Here is a 22,522-nt window from a genome sequence, read left to right on the forward strand (position 1 = left end):
GACAAGCTCAGCATGACAATGGAATTGTTACATTGATACATTTTTATATTGTTACATTATTGAAAAAGTTACACTTTTTCAATTACCATTGCATATCCTTGTCCGACACCGATACAAAGAGTGCACAATGCATATTTTTTATCCTGCTTCTGAAGTTCCATTGCCGCAGAACCTACGATTCTGGCTCCTGAAACGCCCAGCGGGTGACCAATAGCAATAGCCCCTCCGTTCGGATTTATTCTTGAATCATCATCTTTTAACCCTAAACTTCTTGTTACAGCCAGTGCCTGTGCGGCAAAAGCTTCGTTGAGTTCGATGATGTCCATATCTTCTAAAGAAAGGTTTAATCTTTTCAATAACTTTTGAGCAGCTTCTACAGGGCCAATTCCCATGATTCTTGGCTCAACACCGGCTACGGAAGATCCCAAAATTTTTGCTTTTGGTTTTAAACCATATTTTTTCACGGCCTCTTCACTTGCTAAAATTAAAGCAGCGGCTCCGTCATTCATCCCTGAAGCGTTTCCTGCAGTCACAGTTCCTTCTTTTCTGAAAGCAGGGCGAAGTTTTGCCAAGCCTTCCATGGAAGATGTTGGCTTAATGAATTCATCTTTTTCGAAAACAATTGGATCTCCTTTTCTCTGAGGAATTTCAACTTTTACAATTTCTTCTGCCAGTCTACCGTTTTCCTGCGCTTTTTTAGCCTTCTGCTGAGACCAAAGAGCAAATTTATCCTGATCTTCTCTGGTGATCTGGTGAATATCTGCCAGGTTTTCGGCAGTTTCGCCCATTCCGTCAACCCCATATAATTCTTTCATTTTAGGGTTGATGAAACGCCATCCAAAAGTAGTATCAAACATCTGACTGTCTCTACCGAAAGCTGCGCTTGGTTTTGACATTACATACGGAGAACGCGTCATATGCTCTACTCCTCCTGCAATATAGATTTCTCCTTCTCCAGCAGCAATGGAACGGAAAGCATTGGCTACAGCAGACATTCCTGAAGCACATAGCCTGTTAACGGTCTCTCCTCCAATTTTGTAAGGAAGACCAGCTAATAAAAGCCCCATTCTGGCAACGTTTCTGTTATCTTCACCTGCCTGATTGGCACATCCGAAAATAACGTCTTCAATTTCCTCTACAGGAACTTCAGGATTTCTTGCTACTACTTCTTTAATCACAATAGCAGCCAAATCGTCGGCTCTTACTTCTGATAATCCTCCCTGCAGTTTTGAGATGGGAGTTCTGACATAGTCTATGATGTATACGTTGTTCATAATGCTATTTAGTATAACAATCTGGTAATATAACAGTGTAACAATTCCAGATTTATTTGTTTTTATTTCTTAATTCTAAAACCTTTTGTAAAGTATAGGGTTCATATTTAAACTCCGGACCAAACATTCTTTTGACGTTTTCTTCAAAGGTGGAATCAAACCCTGCTTCTTTTCTTCTTTTATTAACATTTTGGAGATCTTTTACCGGCCATACAAAATTGACAAAGATTTGTTTTCCGTCTTTATCTTTAATCATTTCGCCTTTTCCCTGTGTTCCGTAGATTTGTTCTTTGTCATGATTCATCAGATAGCGGTCTTCCATCATGGCTACCAAGGTAAACGGAATTTCTTTCTTTTTTCCTGCTTCTTTAATGAGTGGTAAATATTTTCCAATCTTGGTGGAATGTTGAATTACATACCAGGCCGCCTGATTGGTTGGTTCTCCCACAAGTGTTTTTCCAGGATAGCCATATTGAGTAATAATACGTTCGATTGTCTTTATATTCAGACTATCATGTTCGGCCACCATTTCCCATCCTCTCTTTTCAAATTCTTTTTGATCAATATTTAAATCTTTCAGGATCTCGTTTCGTTTCTCAGGCGTTGTATCAGAAGTATAAAGCATTCTGAAGCCCTGATCCACCTTCATGATTTCATCCAGTTCTTTTTTCAAAGCTTCGTTTACTTTCTGCTGAGCATTGATCAGAAGTGTTGAGATTCCAAAAAGCAGTGCAATTATTTTTCTCATTATGTTTAATTTGGTCTCTGGTTTTAGTTTTTTATAAATCGGTTACTTTTTTCCCGATTTTATAAACTGTTCCTACAAATTTTGCAATCAGTTCTTTGTTTTGATTGGTAATCTGAATATCATAAACAGCTGTTTTTCTCGTGTCATTCACCAAAATACTTTCTGCTCTGAAAACATCACCTTCTTTTCCAGCTTTGGTAAAATTGATGATACAGTTCAATGCTACAGCAGCATCTCCGCTATTGTTGGAAGAAAATGCCAGCGCAGAGTCTGCAAATGCAAAGGTTACACCTCCATGAACTGTTTTAAGCCCGTTCAGCATTTCTTTCTTGATTGGCATTTCCAGTAAACAATAATTTTCTTTTATTTCAATCATTTTAATATTCATCCACTGGGAAAAATAATCCTGATTGAACATATAATCTGCTACTTGTCTTGGATTCATTTCTGTTAATTATATGTTTGTTATTTCTTCATACAGCTCATCTGATAATCTGTCGTAAACATTCATTGTTTTACCCAAAATGATTTGCTCGTATGAAAGTTGTTCTGAATCTGATGAATTTTCAGAAGGATAGGATTCGTTTAAATCAATCCCATTTTCATTGGCTAATCTTTTGATGAGCTCTTTATATTTTTCATTAAACTTTCCTAATAACTCTAGTCTTTCCTGCTCATCAACAGAGGAGGCTTCCTGAGTTAAATACTGTTTCTCAATTGAAAGTCTGGTCTCCAGCTCATCTCTGAATTCATCTATATTCATACTATTAATTTGAAAATTAAATAATTTTGAAAATTCGAAAATGAAAACCCATTGTAATCAATTTTCAAATTGGTACATTTTCAAATTATCTAATTCATTTTACGAAGTAATGGGCTTTGTCTGTATCTTTCTTCCTGATATTCTTCGTAAAGATTCTGAAGGGTTTCGGAGATTTTTGTATACCCGATTTCTTTACCCCAACTTAATAATCCTTTCGGATAGTTTACCCCTTTCTGCATTGCCAATTCGAGATCTTCGTCATTAGCAACCCCTAATCTTTTCGCTTCAACCGCTTCGTTGATCAGCATTGAAATGATTCTTAAAAAGATCTGTTGGTATAAAGTATCGTCTTTCTGAGCAACAGGTTTTTCTACTCCTTCGCTGTAATCGTAGAAACCTTTTCCTGTTTTTCTGCCGTGAAGTTTTGCTTCAGACATTCTTTGCTGTAGTAAAGACGGTTTGTATTTCGGATCGTAGAAATAATCTTTGTAAACGGTAGTGGTTACCGCAAAGTTAACATCTACTCCAATAAGATCCATTAATTCGAAAGGTCCCATTTTGAAGTTACCCAGAGTTTTCATGGCTTCATCTACCTGTTCCGGTGTAGCAATGTTTTCTTCAACAATTCTCAAGCCTTCTCCGTAATAAGGTCTGGCAATTCTGTTGACAATGAATCCTGGAATATCTTTGGCAATAACAGGCATCTTTCCCCATTCTTTCATGAGATTGTAGATTTTTTCTGCTAATGTATTTTCTGTTAATAAAGATGGAATGATTTCCACTAAAGGCATCAATGGAGCCGGATTGAAAAAGTGAATTCCGATGAAGCGCTCCGGTTTCTTTAGTTCTGCACCCAGAGAGGTGATAGAAATGGATGAAGTATTGGAACTGATGATACAGCTTTCTGAAACATAATTTTCAAGTTCTGTAAATACTTTGGTTTTGATCTCTTTGTTTTCGATAATGGCTTCTATAATGAGCTCACAATCTTTGAAATCTTTCAATTCTGTAGCGATGGAAATATTCGCTAAAATTTCAGTCATTTTTTCTGCCGAAATTTTTTGTTTATCTACCAATTTGGTCAAGGTTTTTTCCAAACCTACCGTTGCCGTTTCTACTTGTTTTGCGTTGGCGTCGTACACCCAAACTTTGCATCCGTTCGTTGCGGCTACCTGTGCAATGCCGATTCCCATGGTTCCGGCACCGATAATTCCTACATTCATTTTTACTTGTACAATGTATTAATGTAAAATGTATTCATGTAAATCGTTTTAAAAATCATTAATACATTTTACATGAATACATTAATACGAGATTTATCTTCCTTTATAATTAGGTTTTCTTTTCTGTAAAAAGGCATTTACTCCTTCAATGAAGTCTTCTGTACCTGCTGCTTCCTGTTGAAGATCTCCTTCCAGCTCCAGCTGTTCTTTCAAGGTGTTGTTGTAAGAATTGGCAAAAGCTTTTTTCGTAAGCTTAATGGCTGCTGTCGGCATATTTGCCATTCTTTCAAGGATTTCCATCGATTTTGGAACGAATTCCTCTTCTGTGAAAACTTCTGCTACAAGACCATGAGCTTTAGATTCTTCTGCAGATAATTTTTTACCTGTAAATGCTAAATAATTAGCCAATTGTCTGCCTAAAAGCTTTGGTAAGAAATAGGTACCTCCAGTATCAGGAATCAATCCGATATTTGAAAACGCCTGTGCAAAGTATGCTTTTTCATTGGCTAAAACGAAGTCTGAAATTAAAGCCAACATTGCTCCCGCCCCTACTGCAGGACCGTTCACTAAAGCGATAACTGGTTTTTTGCAACGGGTAACTTCCATTACCAAAGGGTTATAATAGTCTACCACGATTTTTCTGATGATGTCATGATCGTGGTGTTCTTTGCCTACTACAAAAGCTTCATCCAGATTCTGACCTGAGCAAAATGCTCTTCCTCTTCCGGAAATGGCCACGCATCTTACCGTTTCGTCTTCGCTGCATTCTTTAACAAAATCTCTAAGATCTGATAAAGCCGGCTTCGTAAGGGCATTCATGGTTTCCGGTTGATTAAGATATGCGATTTTAAGCTTTCCGTCAAAATGCGTTTCAATATCAAGTTGTGTATACATAGTTTTTATTAATTTATTATTTAACAACGCACTAATTTAACAATATAAATTAATGTAACCGTCTAATAATTTAACATTCTAACAATTCCTTCGTTATGCTTTGCATAGCCGTAAAGTTTGTTTGGATTGATGAATAACTCATCAATGACATTTAAAATAATCAAAGGGTTCCAGGCAGTCTAAACACTGGTAAGATGCCTTACACAAGGTAGATCCAAATCTGCTGATCTGCTTGGTATGCTCGGAACCGCAACGCGGACATTTTTTCGGTTTCCCAATGTGATGTTCGTCTGCTCCTTTTTCCGGAGGTGTAATTCCGTACACACGAAGTTTTTCTCTTGCTTCATCAGTAATCCAGTCTGTTGTCCAGATCGGAAACATCTTGGTTACTACTTTCGCTTCCCATCCGTTTTCTTTCATCATTTTGATAATATCCTCTTCAATGGTAAACATCGCAGGACAGGCAGAATAAGTAGGCGTAATGATCACTTCGCAGGTATTTTCTCCTGTGATCTGTGCATCTCTTACAATTCCTAATTCCACAATATCAATGACCGGAATTTCCGGATCGGGAATGGTTTTTAATAAATCTAAAAGCTGATTCATATTTTATTTTTTATCAGAATCAAGAATTGCTTTCATTACATTCTGATAATCCAAATTATCTGTTATTCCGTTGTGATACTGATCTTTTAATACAATCAGGCTATCTTCTTTTTTAAAGTTATTTTTAAGTTGTAAAGAGGCTTTATAGTGAATAACCTCATCTTTATCACCGTGAAAAATAACGACTGGTGATTTAACGGTTTTTAAGTATTCACCAGTTTCAAAATTATATTTCAGTAAAAATTTCGGAAGAAATGGGAATTTCTGGTCCATTTCATCTTCTATACTGTAATAAGGAGCCTGTAAAATTAATAATCTTGCATTATGCATTGATGCTAATTTTGCGGCTAATCCCGTTCCTACAGAATATCCCAAAATAATAATTTTGTTTTCCGGATATCTTTTTAAAAGTTCTTTATAAGCACTTTCAACATCCGAGAAAAGCTGAGCTTTGCTACTAATTTTATCTTCACTTTTTCCGTATCCTCTATAATCAGATATAAATGTATCATAATTCATACTTTGATATAGTCGGGCTACTTCTCCCCAGCTTTTTATGGATCCTCCATTTCCGTGAAGGTAAAAGATAACTCCTTTTGGGTTTTGAGCTTTAAATAAAACCGAACTTAAATGCTTCCCATCCTGTGTTTTGATAGATATTTCTTCAAAATCACCGTCAAATTTAAACTTATAGTTTTCTGGTAACTTTTCAGGATAAAAAATAATTTTTTCCTGATAGAAATAGATCCCAACACATAGTATCACATATGCCGTAAGAAAAAAAGCCAATATCCCCAGAAGCATCTTCTTCATAACTTACTACCAGGTACACCCAGGATATGCTCTCTGCATATACTGAAGTTCACAAAGAATAAATCCGAAATACTCTGTATGGTATCCTGTTCTTGATTTTGGCTGCATGAAAGGATTTTCCGGATATTCCAAACCGAAATCTGCAAAATCTTTCTTTGTAATAGCAATGAATTCTTCGTAAAGCGCATCTGCATTTGGAGCAATATTTAAAGCAACCAAATCATCTTCGCCTTCTGTTTTGGCAAAAAGACCTTTCGTATATTCCCAGATATTTTCAATAGCTTTCACCAAACGTTCACGGCTTTCTTCCGTTCCCTGTGCGAAGATTTTCATCCAGGATGATGAATGGGTATAGTGATATCTAACTTCTTTCAAAGATTTTTGAGCAATTGCTGAAAGTTCTTCGTTCACAGAATTTGACAATGCCTCATACATCAGTTTTTGATATACAGACAATACATATACTTTAAGAATAGTCTGTGCATAATCTTCATTAGGAAGTTCTACCCAGTGCGCATTCACGTATTCATGCTCATATCTTAAAAATGCGATATCATCTTCATTCTTCCCGTTGTCTATCACTCTTGAAGCATAAACGTAAAAGTTATTAGCCTGACCTAGTTCATCCAACGCAATATTCGTTAATGCAATATCCTCCTCTAAATAAGGACCTTCACCGCACCACGCAGACAAGCGCTGTCCCATAATGAAACTGTCGTCTGCTAGTTTTAATAAATAATTATATAATGGGTTCATTGTTTAGTAGATTTCAGATTTCAGACACTAGATTTCAGATTGACAAAAAAGTCTAGTATCTGAGATCTCACATCTTGAAGTCTTTTATTAATTACATATTTTTTACGTCGTTAGGAATCTCGTAAAACGTTGGGTGACGGTATAGTTTATCATCAGCCGGATCGAAGAAAGCTTCTTTATCAATTCCTTCTGAAGTCACAATATATTTGCTTGGAACCACCCAAACAGAAGTTCCTTCTTTTCTTCTTGTATAAACATCTCTTGCATTCTGCAAAGCCATTTCTGCTGTTGGTGCCTGTACAATTCCAACGTGTTTGTGAGATAATCCCGGTTTAGTCTGAATAAACACTTCCCACATATCTAAATTTGCCATATTTTAATTTGAGAATTTGAAAATTTGAGAATTAGGTAATTTGAAAATTAATCTGTAATAGTTTCATTTTCAAATCAGCACATTTTCAAATTGATACATTAAATTATATTACTTCTTTTTGTTGTTTCTCTGCAAAAGCTGCCGCGGCTTCTTTTACCCAGGAGTTTTCTCTTTGCGCTTTTCTCTTGGTTTCGATACGTTTCTTATTACAAGGACCGTTTCCTTTTAAGATTTCCATGAATTCATCCCAGGGAAGTTCCCCGAAATCATAATGCTGTCTTTCCTCGTTCCATTTCAGATCTTTGTCTGGAATGGTTAATCCTAAGAATTCAGCCTGAGAAACTGTAACGTCGATAAATCTCTGACGAAGACTGTCGTTACTTTCTCTTTTTACTCTGTAATTCATAGAGATTTTAGAGTTTGGCGAGCTGTCATCATTAGGACCGAACATCATTAGAGCCGGCCACCAGAAACGGTTTAATGAAGCCTGAGCCATTTCTTTCTGTTGTTTTGTACCACGGCACAATGCCATAAGAATCTCATACCCCTGTCTTTGGTGGAAAGATTCTTCTTTACAGATTTTCACCATCGCTCTTGAATAAGGACCGTAAGAGTTCCCCATCAACATTACTTGGTTCATAATGGCTGCACCATCTACCAACCAACCGATGGCACCGATATCAGCCCAGCTCAAAGTAGGATAGTTGAAAATACTTGAATATTTTGCTTTTCCTTCCAGCATATCATCATAAGTAGCGTCTCTGTCTGCTCTGATGCTTCCGTCTCCTAAAGTTTCAGTGGCAGAATAAAGATATAAGCCGTGACCAGCTTCATCCTGAACTTTTGCCAGAAGAGCCATTTTTCTTCTTAATGAAGGTGCTCTGGAAATCCAGTTGGCTTCCGGCAGCATTCCTACAATTTCAGAATGGGCGTGCTGTGAAATCTGACGAACCAATAATTTTCTGTAATCGTCTGGCATTACATCTTTTGGTTCTACTTTATTTTCTTCGTGAACGTATTGAACAAATTTTTCTAAGTCCATCTTTTTTGAATTTGAAAATTAAATCATTTGAAAATTTGAGAATTAGGCAATTTGAAAATTTAAACACGATAATAGCATTTTCAAATTGATACATTTTCTCATTTTCAAATCTTCTTAAACATCATAATTAAGCATCACCACATTGGTTGTAGGGTGACATTGGCAGGTAAGAACGAAGCCTCTGGCTACTTCTTCTTCGGTAAGTGCATAGTTTTTCTCCATGAAAACTTCTCCTTCCAGAACCTGCGCCTTACACGTACAGCAAACGCCTCCTTTACAAGCGAAAGGAACCGGAAGCTGATCTTTCAATGCTTTATCTAAGATACTCTCTTTTTTAGAATTAAGGTGGAACGAATATTCATCATCATCAATGATTACCGTTACCATACTTTCAATATTGGCAATTGCCTTGAATTCATCACTCATTTCCTCCGTATTTTCTTCATCCGGAGCGGTGAAATATTCAAATAGAACCTGAATAGCAGGCACTTTTTTATCTTTCTTCAGATAGTCTGCAATCCCCTTAATCATTTCCGAAGGTCCGCAAATGAAAAAGGTAGCTTCTTTTACATCAATATCTGTATACCTTTCAAACAGTAAATCCAGTTTTTCCGGAGAAATTCTTCCTTCAAAAATCGGGTCTTCATGTTTTTCACGGCTTACTAAATAAACAACTTTCAATCTGCCCTTAAAAGTTTCCACCAACTTATCAATTTCGGCTTTCTTCATGACATGATTCATGCTTCTGTTGCTGTAGAACAAGTAAGCATTTGAATTCGGTTCCTGATAAAGACTTTCTTTGATATTGGATAAAACAGGGGAAATTCCGCTTCCTGCCGCCAAACCTACGTATGTTTTTACGTTTGTAGGGTGATAAGAAGTATTGAATCCACCCATTGGAGGCATTACTTCCAGCACTTCATCCATGTGAAGATGCTCATTGAAGTACCCTGATACTTTTCCGCCTTCAAGCAATTTCACCAATACTTCCAGCGTATTGCTTTTTTCACTTGGAGCGTTGCAGATAGAGTAAGAACGTCTTTCTTCGTTTCCGTTGATCATCATTCGGAAATTCAGATACTGCCCTTGTTTGAACCTGAACTTATCTTTCAGTTCTTCAGGGATTTCCACCGCTACATTCACTGCTTCGGAAGTATCTTTCTGAACTTTAACTGTTTTAAGTTTATAAAATGAATTCATTATTTTTTTAGTATTCTATTAATTTTTCCACCTTCGCACTTTGGCAGGCTGTCCTGAGCATGAACTTTTACTTTCGTAGTAACCCCTACCCTCTTTTTTATTTCGTTTTCTATATTTTTTCCAAAATTTCCGACAAAATTAAAATAATCATCGGTATTGGCTTCTATTTTCTGAGTTTTTACCAATTCATCGTCTATTTCCACATCAATATCCAAAGCGATACACATGTGCTCTTTCTCTACAGGAGTCAAATAGTAATTCGGAACCACTCCTTTTACATAAGAAAAAGCATCTTCGATCTGGCTTGGATATACATTTACTCCCCTTACGATCAGCATATCATCTGCTCTGCCAACGATGGGTTTCATTTTCACCATGGTTCTTTTGGCATTTTCATCGTAGTAAAGACTTGTAATATCATTGGTCCAGTAACGTAAAAGCGGCATTGCTTTTTTGGTTAAAGTAGTAATCACCAATACGCCTTCTTCTCCGAAAGGAACCGGCTGTTTGGTCACCGGATCTAAAATTTCAGGATAGAAATGATCTTCCCAGATATAAGCCCCTCCCTTCTCTTCAAAATCCTCCATGGAAACTCCCGGACCGATAATTTCACTTAAACCATAAATATTGGTTGCATGTACCCCTAATTTTTCTTCAATGTGACCTCTGATGATCTCCGTCCATGGTTCTGAACCTAAAACTGCATATTTAAGACTGATTTCGTCCGCAGTAATTCCTCTTTTTGCAAACTCGTCTGCAATTGTTAAAGCGTATGAAGGCGAGCAGCAAATCACTTCGGGTTTAAAATCTACAATCAGATCCACCTGTCTGGCCGTCATTCCTCCGGAAATAGGAAGAACACTCATTCCTAACATTTCAGCTCCGTAATGAAGTCCTAAACCTCCTGTAAAAATTCCGTAACCATAAGCATTGTGCAACTGCATTCCTGGTCTTGCGCCTGCTGCATGTAAAGATCTTGCCACCACTTCACTGAAAAGGTCTACATCTTCTTTGGTATATCCTACCACAGTTGGTTTTCCCGTGGTTCCACTTGAGCAGTGAATACGTTGAAGTTCACTTTTAGGAACGGTAAACAACCCGAATGGGTAGTTATCTCTTAAATCCTGTTTGTAAGTAATAGGAAGTTTAGCGATATCCTCAATCGACCTTATATCCTGCGGAGATATTTGCAATTCATCAAATTTCTTTTTATAAAATTCCGACTTCTCTCCCAAATAGCTGATCAGGCTGATCAACCGGTCGGATTGAAGCTGTCTCAACTGACCCAGCTCCAGATATTCAACTGAAAAATCCATAAAACTAACTAACATTTGTTAGGTGTAAATTTAAAAAGATTTTGGAAGCTGGCAAAATTTTTATGACTTTTGTCACATTTTGAATGATTCTAAATAACGAGATAAAAGCTAAAATGTTTTTATCGTACAAAATACAAAGTAAAATGTATCAATGATTTTCTTTGATAAAGGCTATGAATGCTGATTTCCCAGCAGACCGAAAAGAATTTTATCTCTTATTTCATCGGTAATTTCATCAGTAGAATCACTGCTTCTTTTGAACCAGAAATAGGAATTATTTAGAGTATGAAGGATAAATCTTGTGGTAAATGATGGCGATTTCAGTTCCCAGTTTTCAGCTTTGTAGATCTCAGAAATCAATTCTTCAACTTCCTGCTGATAATTTTTCCTTAATTCTACAAATTCGGGAAGCCTTTCTTCAAGATGCTTCCATTCGTTAGAATAAATATGGGTAACATCCCGGTTTTTAAGAACAACAGATAAATGCTTATCCAGCAAGAGATTTAGTTTTTCTCTTGGGGTAATATCGGTATTTTTTACTTCCTGAAGCTCATCGAAAAACTCCTGGGCAATACCAAAACAGATCCATTCCAGAATTTCTTCTTTTGAACGGATATGGGCATAAAGTGAGGCTGCTTTGATATTGAGTTTTGTAGCAAGATCTCTTACCGAGCTTCCCATATACCCTTTCTCTTTGAAAAGTTCTACTGCTACCTCTAATATTTTTCTTTGTTTTTCTTTTAGTTCCATATTTCTCAGTTACCTGGAAGGGCTTTACGATTCCGTATTAATCTCAATAAAAAGAGCAGTACAATAAAAATGATCATGAAATTCACGATTGCTGCATCTCTTAAAAAACTGTTGTGGGAATAAAACTCCAATTGTCTGTAAGGTATTTCAAGCTCACGGTCCCGCAAATCTATAAATACTTTGTAAAATGCCGCCGCCGAACAAAGGAACACAAATGGAAAACCTAATACAAGTACATTTAATGCTATCGCAGACAGATTTTTCCGGTTTTTAGCCACAAAAACAAGCAACAGAAAAATGAGTAATTCCGCAAACAAAGCTATCAAAAAATTTTTAAAGTCCGTAAAATAGTCACCGGTAAGCCCTAAAAGCCCTGCATTCAAAACAACCAGCAACAATACCGTAATCAGAGAAATCACCCACTGTTGTAAAGTAGATACCCTGAATGCAATAATAACAGTAGATAAACTGAGCGCCAGATACACCAATACCAGAAGTTGCTCATCATCAAATATCTTTGATTTTCTGCTATTAATGATCTTTCCATAATAATCTTTCAGAATGTATGAATCTACATAAAACTGCTTTGTATCATAAAATTCGTCAGATGGATCAGCTGCAGCATACCCACTGCGATCATCAATGTATACTTCTGAAACAAACGAAGGCTCATTATAAAAATATTTAAACCATAACGAAGTGCTAATATTGGTTTTTAAATGATGTTCTTTGAGCAGAGAAAAATATTCATCCAGTGTTTTTTTGATCTGTACAGAATCACTTTTATAATAAAGCATTCTTACCTGATCCGTATATAAAGAATCAAGATCACTCCCGGAATAATATATTTCAAAGTCATGATTAGCAATCATACTTTTCCATGGGAACAGCCTGCCTTTGTATTCGAAAACATCATTATTTGCGGTATAAGTCATAGAGTCCGGCTGATCTTTTTGCGGAACGACCTGCTGTATTTCTTTCGAATTGCCATCATTGAGCAGGAGCAACCTTCCTTTATAGGCAATTTCAGCATTCTTTTTCAATTCTTCCTGCGAAAAAACATTCATGGCTGCGTATCTGCCTCCATACTTCACGGTAAAAAACGCCATTGTAAAGAAGCTCAGCATAATCAATACGAACAACCATTCTTTAAAAAGGTCATTCGTCTTTTTAGGATAAAATGATTTGAATGCGTTGTGCCTGATATAAAACATAAACCATACAAGAACAATGATACATCCTATAATTCCTATTCCTACAGTAGCGAGATCCCGGTTCGTATAAAAATAAAAATCCTTGTTATGCAGATCCTTCCCAAAATCCTGAAACCAGAAACCTGTAAGAAATGCCAATACATGAAATAACAGTCCTATCAGAATCATATAAGGAAGTTTGGTATTCCACAACAGTGGAAAACGAAGCAGTAATGCTGTATCTATTTTTTTAAACATACGATCTATTTTAAGAAGAAAGCCCGGCTGGATTTTGAAATATCACGGAAATAAACAATATTGACTGCCTGTTCTAAGCAGAACCTGATAAAATCTTCCCGTTTCATTTCTTTATCAAACACCGCCACGAACGTACTTCCGTTCTGCTCCAGAGAATGAAGAGGAAGTTGGGAAAGTTTCCGTTTCAGATCAGAACTATTTTCATCTGTTTCGAATTCTATAATGAGAGATTTTGTCTCTTTCCTGTTCAGATCCTGCTGTTTACCGTTTTTCAGGAAAATAATCTGGTTGGAATTTTTCTCTACCTCATAAAGCTGTTGTGAACTAAGCACTACTGCCAAAGGACGGAAAGGAGAATCTGCGATCTGTCTGAGATCTTCCAAAACCGTTTGCTGCGCAATAATATCGAGATTCGCAAGTGGCTCATCAATCAGAAGAATCTTAGGTTTTCTCAAAAGCATCCGGGCCAGTTCAAATCTCATTTTATATCCTGAACTAAGGTTTTTCCATGCGTATTCCCTGAATTTTCTGAGCCCCAGCCTCGCAATGACCAGCTCTGTAATTTCTACGCATTCAGCAGACGTATAGCCATATGATGCTGCAGCAAATAAAAGATTCTGAAGAAGACTTCCTCTCCATGACAAAGTACGCTGCGGAATATAGATCAGCTTCGAACGAAGATCATAAGTATCTGTATGAGGGAAGAGAAAGTAAAGTTCACCTTTGGTTTCTTTAAGCTCACCGCACAAAGAACGGAGAAGCGTTGTTTTTCCATTTCCGTTTTCTCCTACCAGCCCTACCATTTCACCTGTTCTGATCTCAAGATTCAGCGGTCCCAATGTGAAAGCATCAGAATATCTCTTCTCCCAGTTGTTCATGGTGGTCAGAATATGACGATCTGCCGGTTCTTTCTGTTTCAATTCGGCGATGATCTCAGAGAACAGCTGATTCAATTTTCCGGAAACTTCTTCGGAATGCTGATGGGAATCGTACCAACTCAGAAATGCATTAGTCTTCTTATAAAATGTAATCTTTTCCGTATCAAGCGTAAAGTCGATGATTCGCTTTAATGCATGATCATAATTTCCGGAACTGATCTGATCCGTCACTTCTTCTGTATGTTCCTGAAACGTTTTCATCGGTTTTTATTTCGGCTGAGAAGATATTAAATAATTGTTTTCCCTCCACAATATTAAAACCGGAAATTTTGTCAAGTTAATCTTACATCAAAAATAGCAAATCCGGAAATTATGTCTTATTTTTTTATAAATTTAATAATTGAACAGTTTTTGCGATATAGTCATCGAATAAATGATTAAATAATTGATGGCATTAAGAAACTGAGCCTTAAAATTTGGTTTCTTGATGTTTTTTAAAGCTAAACTTAATACGAACCATTACCAAAAATATATAAAATATGAACTTAAACCAATATACTGTAAAATCGCAGGAAGCCATCCAGGCAGCACAACAGATTGCTATGGAACTGGGCAACCAAAGTATTGAACCTCAACATCTCCTTGAAGGTATCTTCCAGGTGGATGAAAATATATCGCCTTTCTTATTAAAAAAATCTGAAGCAGATGCCAATTTAGTAAGAGAGCGCAACCGTGAAAATTTAGAGAAACTTCCTAAAGTACAGGGAGGAAACATTTATCTTTCACAATCTGCCAATAAAGTGTTGTTGGATGCTCCCAACATCGCTAAGAAAATGGGCGACGAATATGTAACGATTGAACATTTATGGCTATCTCTTTTGGAAACCACTTCTGAAGTATCCAAAATGCTGAAAGATATGGGCGTAACCAAAAATCTATTGGAAGGTGCTATCAAAGAATTAAGAAAAGGAAGCAAAGCGACTTCTGCAAGTTCAGAAGAAACTTATCAATCCTTAAATAAATATGCTAAAAACTTCAATGAGTTAGCAGCAGAAGGTAAACTGGATCCTGTAATCGGGCGTGATGAAGAAATCAGAAGGGTTTTACAGATCCTTTCCAGAAGAACTAAAAACAATCCTATCCTAATCGGGGAACCGGGTGTAGGTAAAACAGCCATTGCCGAGGGAATTGCCCACAGAATTATCAGCGGGGACGTTCCTGAAAACCTGATGGATAAAACGTTATTCTCATTAGATATGGGAGCTTTGATCGCCGGTGCAAAATATAAAGGCGAATTTGAAGAGCGTTTAAAATCTGTTGTGAATGAAGTGATCAAATCTGACGGACAGATTATCCTTTTCATCGATGAAATTCACACTTTGGTAGGAGCCGGAGGTGGTGAAGGAGCAATGGATGCAGCCAACATCTTAAAACCAGCCTTAGCAAGAGGAGAATTAAGAGCCATTGGTGCCACTACTTTGAATGAATATCAAAAGTATTTTGAAAAAGATAAAGCCTTAGAAAGACGTTTCCAGAAAGTAATGGTGGAAGAACCGGATACTGAATCTGCAATCTCTATCCTCCGTGGGATTAAAGATAAATATGAGGCTCACCACAAGGTAAGAATTAAAGATGAGGCAATTATTGCTGCGGTAGAAATGTCTCAAAGATATATTTCAGACCGTTTTTTACCGGACAAAGCGATTGACCTTATTGATGAAGCTTCTGCAAAACTAAGAATGGAAATCAATTCCAAACCGGAAGAACTGGATGTTCTGGACAGAAGACTGATGCAGCTGGAAATTGAACTGGCGGCCATTTCAAGAGAGGGCAATCAGACAAAAATTGATCATCTCAAAGAAGATATTGCTAAAATTTCTGAACAGAGAAATGAGATCAATGCCAAATGGCTGAAAGAAAAACAGAAAAGTGAAGATCTTACCCAGATCAAAAAAGATATAGAAGCTCTGAAACATGAAGCAGAAAGAGCTTCCAGAGCTGGAGATTATGCCAAAGTAGCAGAGATCCAATATGGAAAACTCCGTGAAAAAGAAGATGAACTTGCTAAGGTTGAACTTGAAATGCAGAATCATCAAAATGAGCTGATCAAAGAAGAAGTTACCGCAGAAAATATCTCTGAAGTGATTGCTAAATGGACAGGGATTCCTGTAACCAAATTATTACAGTCTGAAAGAGATAAATTACTGAATCTTGAAGCAGAACTACACCATAGAGTTGTAGGACAGGATGAAGCGATTCAGGCAGTGGCAGATGCTATCAGAAGAAACAGAGCAGGATTGAGTGATGATAAAAAACCTATCGGATCATTCTTATTCCTGGGAACAACCGGAGTAGGTAAAACCGAATTGGCAAAAGCATTGGCGGAATTCTTATTCGATGATGAAAACAATATGACCAGAATTGATATGAGTGAATATCAGGAACGTCACAGTGTTTCAAGATTGGTAGGAGCCCCTCCGGGATATGTAGGATATGATGAAGGCGGACAATTGACTGAAGCGGTTAGAAGAAGACCTTATTCCGTAGTGCTTTTAGACGAAATTGAAAAAGCACATCCGGATGTTTTCAACACCTTACTTCAGGTTTTAGATGATGGACGTCTGACAGATAATAAGGGACGTGTGGTGAATTTCAAAAATTCAATCATTATTATGACCTCGAATTTAGGTTCACATCTGATTCAGGAAAATTTTGAAAATCTTACTGAGGAAAATCAGGATGAAATTGTGGATAAAACAAAAGATGAAGTTTTTGATCTTTTAAAGCAAACACTTCGTCCGGAATTCCTGAACAGAATTGATGAAATTGTACTGTTCCAGCCTTTAAGAAAAAAAGAAATCGGAAAAATCGTTCAGTATCAGTTGAGAGGCTTCAATGATATGTTAGCAAAACGAAACATTATTATGACTTTCACTCAGGATGCGGTAGATTATCTGATGGATAAAGGATATGATCCTGCTTTCGGAGCCAGACCATTGAAAAGAGTAATCCAACAGGAAGTATTAAACAAGCTTTCTAAAGAGATCCTTGCCGGAAATGTGAATGATGGCGACAGGATCACATTAGATTACTTCGTAGAAACAGGGTTGGTTTTCCGACCTACGGAACAATAAAATAGTTTTTTTTCATATACATTATTTTTTGTGGGTAAGTGCTGTAGAGAGATCTGCAGCACTTATTTTTTATATACTTTTACACTAAAATAATACTAATGCCTAAAAAACTCTTTCTTATTACTTTCTTCTTCCTATCATGTTTAGCCAAGGCACAAAAGGAAGCAAAGTCACCATTCACACTCAATGATTATAAGAAAATGCGCGGGGAATATCTCAATGCAGTAAACAGCGGCAATGACGATATAATTTATAAAGATCAACAGTATTATTCCAAAAGAAAAATAGACAGTGTAACCGCCATAAAGTACGAAATACTAAAGCAAGGCTTGATAGAATGGGGAACTCCTGCGTCGGAAATTACAGATGAGATGGTAAAAGCTTATGAATCCAATACACACGTTTACCTTAAACAAGCCTATTTTACCCTTAAAAAGAAAGGATACTATTTTTATCTTTCCAATGATTCAAGATTAGAGATTTTCACGGATAAGAAATTAGAAATACAGTGTGTATTTGAAAAAAATGGCTATAAAGAGATTGTAAAGAATAAAAAATATATCACCGAAAATCAATACTTCCAAAATGGTCATTTGAAAATAACGGACACAGGTTTAAATCCATCTAGAGAAAATACGGGCATTTCAAGGGAGTATGATGCTAATGGAAAACTTTTGCTGACCGTAAATTGGGATACAGAATTTAAATTATCAAAAGATCAGGCGATACAATCAGGTATTGTATTGGGAAAAAAATACTTGATGGATAGCTACAAAAAAAACAATCCAAACCTTAATGATACTGAAATTCAAAATGTGATCGAAATCAACCTGAAAAAAGCAAGAATCACTGCTTATAAAGGTAAAGAATATAATAAAACAAAATTATGGTATCTGGAATATATGACAAATGGATACATCCTTAATGTTAAAATTAAAGATCCATCTGCACAATTAATCAGCATCAATCAAACAATGATTATTGAGTAGTTTTTAATTTGTTTTAAAAATATATCTTTTAGCCGTGAATTATTGTTATATTTATCTTTCATTTGATCACTAACTAAAACAAAATCAGTATGAAAAAATTAAAAAGAAAGGATTTAAAGAAAATCGAAGGCGGATTAATTCCTGCTCTGGCTATGTGTGATGAGAATATGAACTGCCGTAATGGACTCTGCTGCTCAACAGGAATGGTTTGCAGGGATCCCAAAAGATATCCATGTATCTAAGACCAAAACCGGAGAAATCTCCGGTTTTTCTTTTCATAGTTTACCTTTTCTGTACAATCCGTAAAAACACGGTAAAACAATCAGGGAAATTCCCTATTTAATCCTATTTTTTTTTACGAAATTTGCATATTAACTGAGATGTATATTATAAACAACTAAGCTATGAATGCAGAATCAAACAATCCACAACAACCGGGGGTAATGTCAACCAGCCTTATTAAGAATCTGATTGACAATTATCGTCAAAATCACCTGAATGCCATCAACACTAATTTAGGGATAGAAGACGCCCATTCTATATGGTTTGATCTTCCAAAACTGAAAAAATTTATTGCCACGATTGAAGAAGAAGCTCAAAAAACCAATCCAGAGGTTAAAGAAGAAGATCTTGGAATCAGATTCTATTACGCTTCATATCCAAAAATTGAAAACTGGAACATTATGGATTCTCATCCTGTGCCTAAAGAATATGCAGAGAAGCATACATTGGTACTAATACCTACTTTGAAAAAAACAAATGAAAATGGTAAAGAAGATCATTGTGACTTTAATACTCTTAACGCAAATGGAGGTAATAATGCACTTGGATTAAGCTTAGCCAAAAAAGGTGGACCTATAGGACCTTCTGATGACGACGGAACAATTGGAGAAAACAGTGGAACACTTATTCCACCATCTCCCCCATCGGGTGAATCCTATTAATTACTATTCATATTCTTAAAAATAGTATGACTGAGATTCAAAAAATTTTTTCGTCATTCATGTATTGGGGTGAAGCATTTGCTGCTTTAACCTCTTTGATTTATTATAACCGTGTAAAAAAGCAACCCTGGAGATATCTGGCAATTTATCTTATACTTATTTTTTTATGTGAGTCCGCTGTAAAATGGGGAGAAAAACCACTTAAAATAGATAGGATAATTTTTTATAATTACTTTGTGATTCCATTGCAGTTTATATTTTTTTATTGGCTGTATGCAAAAGAATCTTTAAAGAAAGCAAAGCTGTTCTACATTATGACGGGCGTATATATTTTAACATATATTCTCAGGGATCTTTTTTTCCCAGAAAAGAAAATAATTTTTTCTTTCAATTATAATATAGGCTGCCTACTCTTAATGGCTTTGGTAATCATGGAATATTATAAGCAGGTTAATTCATCTGAGATTCTTAATTTCAGTAAAAACAAAATGTTTTATATTAACCTGGGAGTAACACTCTTTTATATAGCTAATCAGCCATTCATGACTTTTAACTCTCTTCTATGGAAATACATAGAAATCTGGGATATTTATTTTATATACTTTCAGGTTTCGGGAGCAGTTATGTATATTTTATTCGCAAGTTCATTTATATGGGGAAAACAGAGCTCTTAATAACCATTATTTCATTCAACATCTTTTTTTTGATGTTTGTAATAGCCGTATTTATATACATTAGAAATTACAGACAGCGAAAAAGAGAGTATTTGAATGAGATCGAAATGAAAAACGAAATTCATCAGAGAGAGCTTTTGGCAACTCAACTGGAGATCCAACAGGCTACCATGCAACAAATCGGGCGGGAACTTCATGACAATATTGGACAGAAACTGACATTAGTAAGTCTGTATGTACAACAGATGCTTTACGAAAACAAGGTATCCGAGGCCAGTGAAAGAATTGATCAGGTTTCACAAATTATTAATCAATCCCTACAAGATCTTCGAAGCCTCTCAAAAACCCTTACGGATGATAATATCAACCAAAAGGAAATTGTAACTTTGATACAGGAAGAGGTGGATAACACCAATTCTTTTAAAAAGTGTCATGTAAGTTTTAAACACAATTTTGATCAATTGGATCTGGGTTTTGTTCATAAAAACATGTTGCTCAGAATCACTCAGGAATTTATCCAGAACAGTATAAAACACTCTCATTGTAAGAATATCTATATTACACTGAGCACTTCTGAGGAAACACTTTGGGAACTTACTATTCATGATGACGGAAGCGGTTTCGATACTTCTCACATCACCTCCAACGGCATTGGTCTTACCAATATGAAAAACAGAGCTGAAATTATTGGTGCCCAGTTCAGCCTTGAAAGCGAAAAAAACAAAGGGACAACACTTAACATCATTTTAAAGAAACAGTCATGAAAAAATCTATAGTCATTGTTGACGACCATGTACTTATTGCCAAAGCACTAGAGGGAATCATCAGTAATTTCAATGAATTTGAGGTGATCTATGTTGCTGAAAACGGAAAGGATCTGATCCAGAAATTTGAAGAAGGCAATACCATTCCTGATATTATTCTATTGGATATCAGTATGCCTATTATGGACGGTTTTGAAACCGCAGCATGGCTTACAAAAAACCATCCCGGTATTAAAATTATGGCACTCAGTATGCAGGGAGATGACACGAGTGTGATTAAAATGATCAAATGTGGAGCAAAAGGCTATCTTCTGAAAAACACCCACCCAAAAGATCTGGAAACAGCACTTTCCAGATTGAATACTGATGGTTTCTTTTACCCAGAATGGGCATCGAAAATCATCTTCTCCAACCTGACCAAAGATCAGGAAGCTGAAGTTGTTATAAAGATTTCAGAACGAGAAAAGGAATTCCTTAAATACACGGTTACAGAACTGAGTTATAAAGAAATTGCAGACAGAATGTGCTGCAGCCCAAGAACTGTAGAAAGCTATCGCGATCAGCTTTGTGAAAAACTTGATTTAAAAACCCGCGTTGGCCTTGCTGTTTTTGCGATTAAAAATGGTTTCGCAAATTAGAATTACACATAAAAATTTTCTATGAAATATAAATAATACGAAATTTTTTACATTTAAAAATACACTAAAAAGTGAAATATAAAATAAATTTTACTTTTTGATTAAAATTCAATATAAATCAAAATACAATATCAAAAACACAACCAAAACACTCATTAAATAACGATTTATTAAATAATTCGTAAAATAATTTGCATATCAATTTCAAATAATATAATTTCACATCCCCAAACCTAAAATATTAACGATATGAAAAAACTATTGTTTGGAGCTTGTATGCTCGGTGTAATGTCGGCTTGTAACAGCGACAACATTACGAATCAAAATGAAGCTCCCGCCAATGAGCCATCAACTACCTCAAACCTTGTTCAAAGAGGTTGTGCTTCTGAAGCTATAAGACAGGAAGCATTAAAAAACAGTCCGGAACTCAGACAGAGATTCGCAACGTTGGAAAACAGTACTGAAAAATTTGCCAATGATCTGAAACTTGGAAAAGTACTTGCTGACGGAACTGTAGAAATTCCTGTAATTGTTAACGTTCTTTACAGAACTTCTGCAGAAAATGTTTCTGATGCCAGAATTGCTGAACAAATTGCAGTATTGAATGCCGACTATTCAGGTACAAACAGTGATGTCACTAAAATCCCTGCAGAATTCAAGCCTGTAAGTTCAGGAGATACAAAAGTAAAATTCAGACTGGTAAACACCGTAAGAAAATCGACTACCAAAACAAGCTGGGCTACGAACGATGGTATGAAAAAAGCATCTACAGGAGGTATTGATGCTACCAATCCTACCAATTACCTGAACATCTGGATTGTAGGAAACATGACCAGCTCTGGACAAACTATCCTTGGCTATGCCACTTTCCCTGAATCTGCAGGATTATGGAATGATGGTGTTGTAATTGGAGCTCCTTATTTCGGTAAAACAGGTGCTTCTTCTCCTTTCAATTTAGGAAGAACAGCTACTCACGAAGTAGGTCATTATCTTAACCTAAGACACATTTGGGGAGACGCAAACTGTGGAAACGATCTTGTAAGCGATACTCCTACACAAACTACAGCGAACTATGGAAAACCTGTGTATCCTCAGTACAATACATGTAGCGGTGTATCAAGATCTATTATGTTTATGAACTATATGGACTATGTAGATGATGGTGCAATGTTCATGTTCTCTGCAGGACAAAAAGCTAGAATGCAGTCAGTAGTAGCTTCTTCAGGCGCAAGATCCGGATTAAGAGTACTTTAAAATTAACATTTTTTAAATATTTAAAACCTATTCCAAGT

Annotated in this window: 23 protein-coding genes; 7 read left to right on the forward strand and 16 right to left on the reverse strand. The window is 36.2% G+C overall.

All coding sequences use genetic code 11. From position 1 onward, the window contains the following. Positions 1 to 68: 68 nt before the first annotated feature. The 16 genes from pcaF to ACL9RH_RS23150 all read right to left on the reverse strand — a co-directional run bounded on the left by pcaF (position 69) and on the right by ACL9RH_RS23150 (position 14,348). Positions 69 to 1,274, reverse strand: a complete 1,206-nt coding sequence (gene pcaF, locus ACL9RH_RS23075) for a 3-oxoadipyl-CoA thiolase (RefSeq protein ID WP_422695679.1) — start codon at positions 1,272 to 1,274, stop codon at positions 69 to 71. Between the two features lie 52 nt (positions 1,275 to 1,326). After that, positions 1,327 to 2,022: a DUF6624 domain-containing protein gene (locus ACL9RH_RS23080; RefSeq protein ID WP_422695680.1), complete on the reverse strand. Its 696-nt coding sequence runs from the start codon at positions 2,020 to 2,022 to the stop codon at positions 1,327 to 1,329. Positions 2,023 to 2,053: 31 nt separating this feature from the next. Further along, positions 2,054 to 2,467, reverse strand: a complete 414-nt coding sequence (locus ACL9RH_RS23085; protein ID WP_422695681.1) for a PaaI family thioesterase — start codon at positions 2,465 to 2,467, stop codon at positions 2,054 to 2,056. A gap of 9 nt (positions 2,468 to 2,476) precedes the next feature. Continuing rightward, the gene (locus tag ACL9RH_RS23090; RefSeq protein WP_422695682.1) at positions 2,477 to 2,785 is read right to left on the reverse strand and encodes a hypothetical protein; all 309 of its coding nucleotides are present in this window, start codon (positions 2,783 to 2,785) and stop codon (positions 2,477 to 2,479) included. A gap of 89 nt (positions 2,786 to 2,874) precedes the next feature. Beyond that, positions 2,875 to 4,008 (reverse strand): 3-hydroxyacyl-CoA dehydrogenase NAD-binding domain-containing protein, encoded by a 1,134-nt coding sequence (locus tag ACL9RH_RS23095; RefSeq protein WP_422695683.1) that lies wholly within the window; start codon positions 4,006 to 4,008, stop codon positions 2,875 to 2,877. 93 nt (positions 4,009 to 4,101) lie between these two features. Continuing rightward, positions 4,102 to 4,902, reverse strand: a complete 801-nt coding sequence (locus ACL9RH_RS23100) for an enoyl-CoA hydratase/isomerase family protein (RefSeq protein ID WP_422695684.1) — start codon at positions 4,900 to 4,902, stop codon at positions 4,102 to 4,104. Positions 4,903 to 5,043: 141 nt separating this feature from the next. Further along, entirely contained in the window at positions 5,044 to 5,508 is a 465-nt protein-coding gene (gene paaD, locus ACL9RH_RS23105; protein WP_142719708.1) for a 1,2-phenylacetyl-CoA epoxidase subunit PaaD, read from the reverse strand. A gap of 3 nt (positions 5,509 to 5,511) precedes the next feature. Next, on the reverse strand, positions 5,512 to 6,321 hold the full coding sequence (locus tag ACL9RH_RS23110; protein WP_422695685.1) for an alpha/beta hydrolase: 810 nt from the start codon (positions 6,319 to 6,321) through the stop codon (positions 5,512 to 5,514). Between the two features lie 6 nt (positions 6,322 to 6,327). Further along, entirely contained in the window at positions 6,328 to 7,077 is a 750-nt protein-coding gene (paaC, locus tag ACL9RH_RS23115; protein WP_422695686.1) for a 1,2-phenylacetyl-CoA epoxidase subunit PaaC, read from the reverse strand. A 91-nt stretch (positions 7,078 to 7,168) separates the two neighbouring features. After that, positions 7,169 to 7,450 carry a 1,2-phenylacetyl-CoA epoxidase subunit PaaB gene (gene paaB / locus ACL9RH_RS23120; RefSeq protein ID WP_034695796.1) on the reverse strand — a complete coding sequence of 94 codons (282 nt, stop codon included), beginning with the start codon at positions 7,448 to 7,450 and terminating at the stop codon, positions 7,169 to 7,171. Positions 7,451 to 7,553: 103 nt separating this feature from the next. Next, positions 7,554 to 8,492: a 1,2-phenylacetyl-CoA epoxidase subunit PaaA gene (gene paaA / locus ACL9RH_RS23125; protein WP_034695794.1), complete on the reverse strand. Its 939-nt coding sequence runs from the start codon at positions 8,490 to 8,492 to the stop codon at positions 7,554 to 7,556. 114 nt (positions 8,493 to 8,606) lie between these two features. Next, the gene (locus ACL9RH_RS23130; protein ID WP_422695687.1) at positions 8,607 to 9,692 is read right to left on the reverse strand and encodes a 2Fe-2S iron-sulfur cluster-binding protein; all 1,086 of its coding nucleotides are present in this window, start codon (positions 9,690 to 9,692) and stop codon (positions 8,607 to 8,609) included. Beyond that, positions 9,692 to 11,008: a phenylacetate--CoA ligase family protein gene (locus ACL9RH_RS23135; protein WP_422695688.1), complete on the reverse strand. Its 1,317-nt coding sequence runs from the start codon at positions 11,006 to 11,008 to the stop codon at positions 9,692 to 9,694. The genes ACL9RH_RS23130 and ACL9RH_RS23135 overlap by 1 nt, the downstream gene beginning before the upstream one ends. Positions 11,009 to 11,179: 171 nt before the next feature. Further along, positions 11,180 to 11,758 (reverse strand): TetR/AcrR family transcriptional regulator, encoded by a 579-nt coding sequence (locus tag ACL9RH_RS23140; protein WP_422695689.1) that lies wholly within the window; start codon positions 11,756 to 11,758, stop codon positions 11,180 to 11,182. 5 nt (positions 11,759 to 11,763) lie between these two features. Next, positions 11,764 to 13,209 (reverse strand): hypothetical protein, encoded by a 1,446-nt coding sequence (locus ACL9RH_RS23145; protein WP_422695690.1) that lies wholly within the window; start codon positions 13,207 to 13,209, stop codon positions 11,764 to 11,766. Between the two features lie 5 nt (positions 13,210 to 13,214). Continuing rightward, positions 13,215 to 14,348: an ATP-binding cassette domain-containing protein gene (locus tag ACL9RH_RS23150; RefSeq protein ID WP_422695691.1), complete on the reverse strand. Its 1,134-nt coding sequence runs from the start codon at positions 14,346 to 14,348 to the stop codon at positions 13,215 to 13,217. A 278-nt stretch (positions 14,349 to 14,626) separates the two neighbouring features. Here ACL9RH_RS23150 and clpB point away from each other — a divergent pair, with 278 nt between their 5' ends. From clpB to ACL9RH_RS23185, 7 genes are all read left to right on the forward strand, one after another. Further along, entirely contained in the window at positions 14,627 to 17,221 is a 2,595-nt protein-coding gene (gene clpB, locus ACL9RH_RS23155) for an ATP-dependent chaperone ClpB (RefSeq protein ID WP_422695692.1), read from the forward strand. Between the two features lie 98 nt (positions 17,222 to 17,319). Beyond that, on the forward strand, positions 17,320 to 18,210 hold the full coding sequence (locus ACL9RH_RS23160; protein WP_422695693.1) for a hypothetical protein: 891 nt from the start codon (positions 17,320 to 17,322) through the stop codon (positions 18,208 to 18,210). An 89-nt stretch (positions 18,211 to 18,299) separates the two neighbouring features. Then, the gene (locus tag ACL9RH_RS23165; RefSeq protein ID WP_422695694.1) at positions 18,300 to 18,452 is read left to right on the forward strand and encodes a hypothetical protein; all 153 of its coding nucleotides are present in this window, start codon (positions 18,300 to 18,302) and stop codon (positions 18,450 to 18,452) included. 162 nt (positions 18,453 to 18,614) lie between these two features. Then, positions 18,615 to 19,154, forward strand: coding sequence for a hypothetical protein (locus ACL9RH_RS23170; protein ID WP_422695695.1), 540 nt, complete (start codon positions 18,615 to 18,617; stop codon positions 19,152 to 19,154). Between the two features lie 781 nt (positions 19,155 to 19,935). Then, complete coding sequence (locus ACL9RH_RS23175) at positions 19,936 to 20,592, forward strand: sensor histidine kinase (RefSeq protein ID WP_422695696.1); 657 nt, start codon at positions 19,936 to 19,938, stop codon at positions 20,590 to 20,592. Beyond that, positions 20,589 to 21,230 (forward strand): response regulator transcription factor, encoded by a 642-nt coding sequence (locus ACL9RH_RS23180; RefSeq protein ID WP_422695697.1) that lies wholly within the window; start codon positions 20,589 to 20,591, stop codon positions 21,228 to 21,230. The genes ACL9RH_RS23175 and ACL9RH_RS23180 overlap by 4 nt, the downstream gene beginning before the upstream one ends. A 249-nt stretch (positions 21,231 to 21,479) precedes the next feature. Then, positions 21,480 to 22,484 (forward strand): zinc metalloprotease, encoded by a 1,005-nt coding sequence (locus ACL9RH_RS23185; protein WP_422695698.1) that lies wholly within the window; start codon positions 21,480 to 21,482, stop codon positions 22,482 to 22,484. Positions 22,485 to 22,522: the final 38 nt, after the last annotated feature.

The organism is Chryseobacterium sp. Mn2064 (assembly GCF_049319685.1).
Classification (GTDB): Bacteria; Bacteroidota; Bacteroidia; order Flavobacteriales; family Weeksellaceae; genus Chryseobacterium.

Coding starts and splice junctions, on each gene's coding strand:
- ACL9RH_RS23165 (WP_422695694.1), top strand. CDS start 18,300: ATGAAAAAATTAAAAAGAAAGGATTTAAAGAAAATCGAAGGCGGATTA.
- paaD (WP_142719708.1), bottom strand. CDS start 5,508: ATGAATCAGCTTTTAGATTTATTAAAAACCATTCCCGATCCGGAAATT.
- ACL9RH_RS23090 (WP_422695682.1), bottom strand. CDS start 2,785: ATGAATATAGATGAATTCAGAGATGAGCTGGAGACCAGACTTTCAATT.
- pcaF (WP_422695679.1), bottom strand. CDS start 1,274: ATGAACAACGTATACATCATAGACTATGTCAGAACTCCCATCTCAAAA.
- ACL9RH_RS23100 (WP_422695684.1), bottom strand. CDS start 4,902: ATGTATACACAACTTGATATTGAAACGCATTTTGACGGAAAGCTTAAA.
- ACL9RH_RS23175 (WP_422695696.1), top strand. CDS start 19,936: ATGAAAAACGAAATTCATCAGAGAGAGCTTTTGGCAACTCAACTGGAG.
- ACL9RH_RS23170 (WP_422695695.1), top strand. CDS start 18,615: ATGAATGCAGAATCAAACAATCCACAACAACCGGGGGTAATGTCAACC.
- paaA (WP_034695794.1), bottom strand. CDS start 8,492: ATGGACTTAGAAAAATTTGTTCAATACGTTCACGAAGAAAATAAAGTA.
- paaC (WP_422695686.1), bottom strand. CDS start 7,077: ATGAACCCATTATATAATTATTTATTAAAACTAGCAGACGACAGTTTC.
- ACL9RH_RS23135 (WP_422695688.1), bottom strand. CDS start 11,008: ATGGATTTTTCAGTTGAATATCTGGAGCTGGGTCAGTTGAGACAGCTT.
- clpB (WP_422695692.1), top strand. CDS start 14,627: ATGAACTTAAACCAATATACTGTAAAATCGCAGGAAGCCATCCAGGCA.
- ACL9RH_RS23080 (WP_422695680.1), bottom strand. CDS start 2,022: ATGAGAAAAATAATTGCACTGCTTTTTGGAATCTCAACACTTCTGATC.
- ACL9RH_RS23160 (WP_422695693.1), top strand. CDS start 17,320: ATGCCTAAAAAACTCTTTCTTATTACTTTCTTCTTCCTATCATGTTTA.
- ACL9RH_RS23130 (WP_422695687.1), bottom strand. CDS start 9,692: ATGAATTCATTTTATAAACTTAAAACAGTTAAAGTTCAGAAAGATACT.
- ACL9RH_RS23180 (WP_422695697.1), top strand. CDS start 20,589: ATGAAAAAATCTATAGTCATTGTTGACGACCATGTACTTATTGCCAAA.
- ACL9RH_RS23150 (WP_422695691.1), bottom strand. CDS start 14,348: ATGAAAACGTTTCAGGAACATACAGAAGAAGTGACGGATCAGATCAGT.
- ACL9RH_RS23145 (WP_422695690.1), bottom strand. CDS start 13,209: ATGTTTAAAAAAATAGATACAGCATTACTGCTTCGTTTTCCACTGTTG.
- ACL9RH_RS23085 (WP_422695681.1), bottom strand. CDS start 2,467: ATGAATCCAAGACAAGTAGCAGATTATATGTTCAATCAGGATTATTTT.
- ACL9RH_RS23110 (WP_422695685.1), bottom strand. CDS start 6,321: ATGAAGAAGATGCTTCTGGGGATATTGGCTTTTTTTCTTACGGCATAT.
- ACL9RH_RS23185 (WP_422695698.1), top strand. CDS start 21,480: ATGAAAAAACTATTGTTTGGAGCTTGTATGCTCGGTGTAATGTCGGCT.
- ACL9RH_RS23095 (WP_422695683.1), bottom strand. CDS start 4,008: ATGAATGTAGGAATTATCGGTGCCGGAACCATGGGAATCGGCATTGCA.
- ACL9RH_RS23140 (WP_422695689.1), bottom strand. CDS start 11,758: ATGGAACTAAAAGAAAAACAAAGAAAAATATTAGAGGTAGCAGTAGAA.
- paaB (WP_034695796.1), bottom strand. CDS start 7,450: ATGGCAAATTTAGATATGTGGGAAGTGTTTATTCAGACTAAACCGGGA.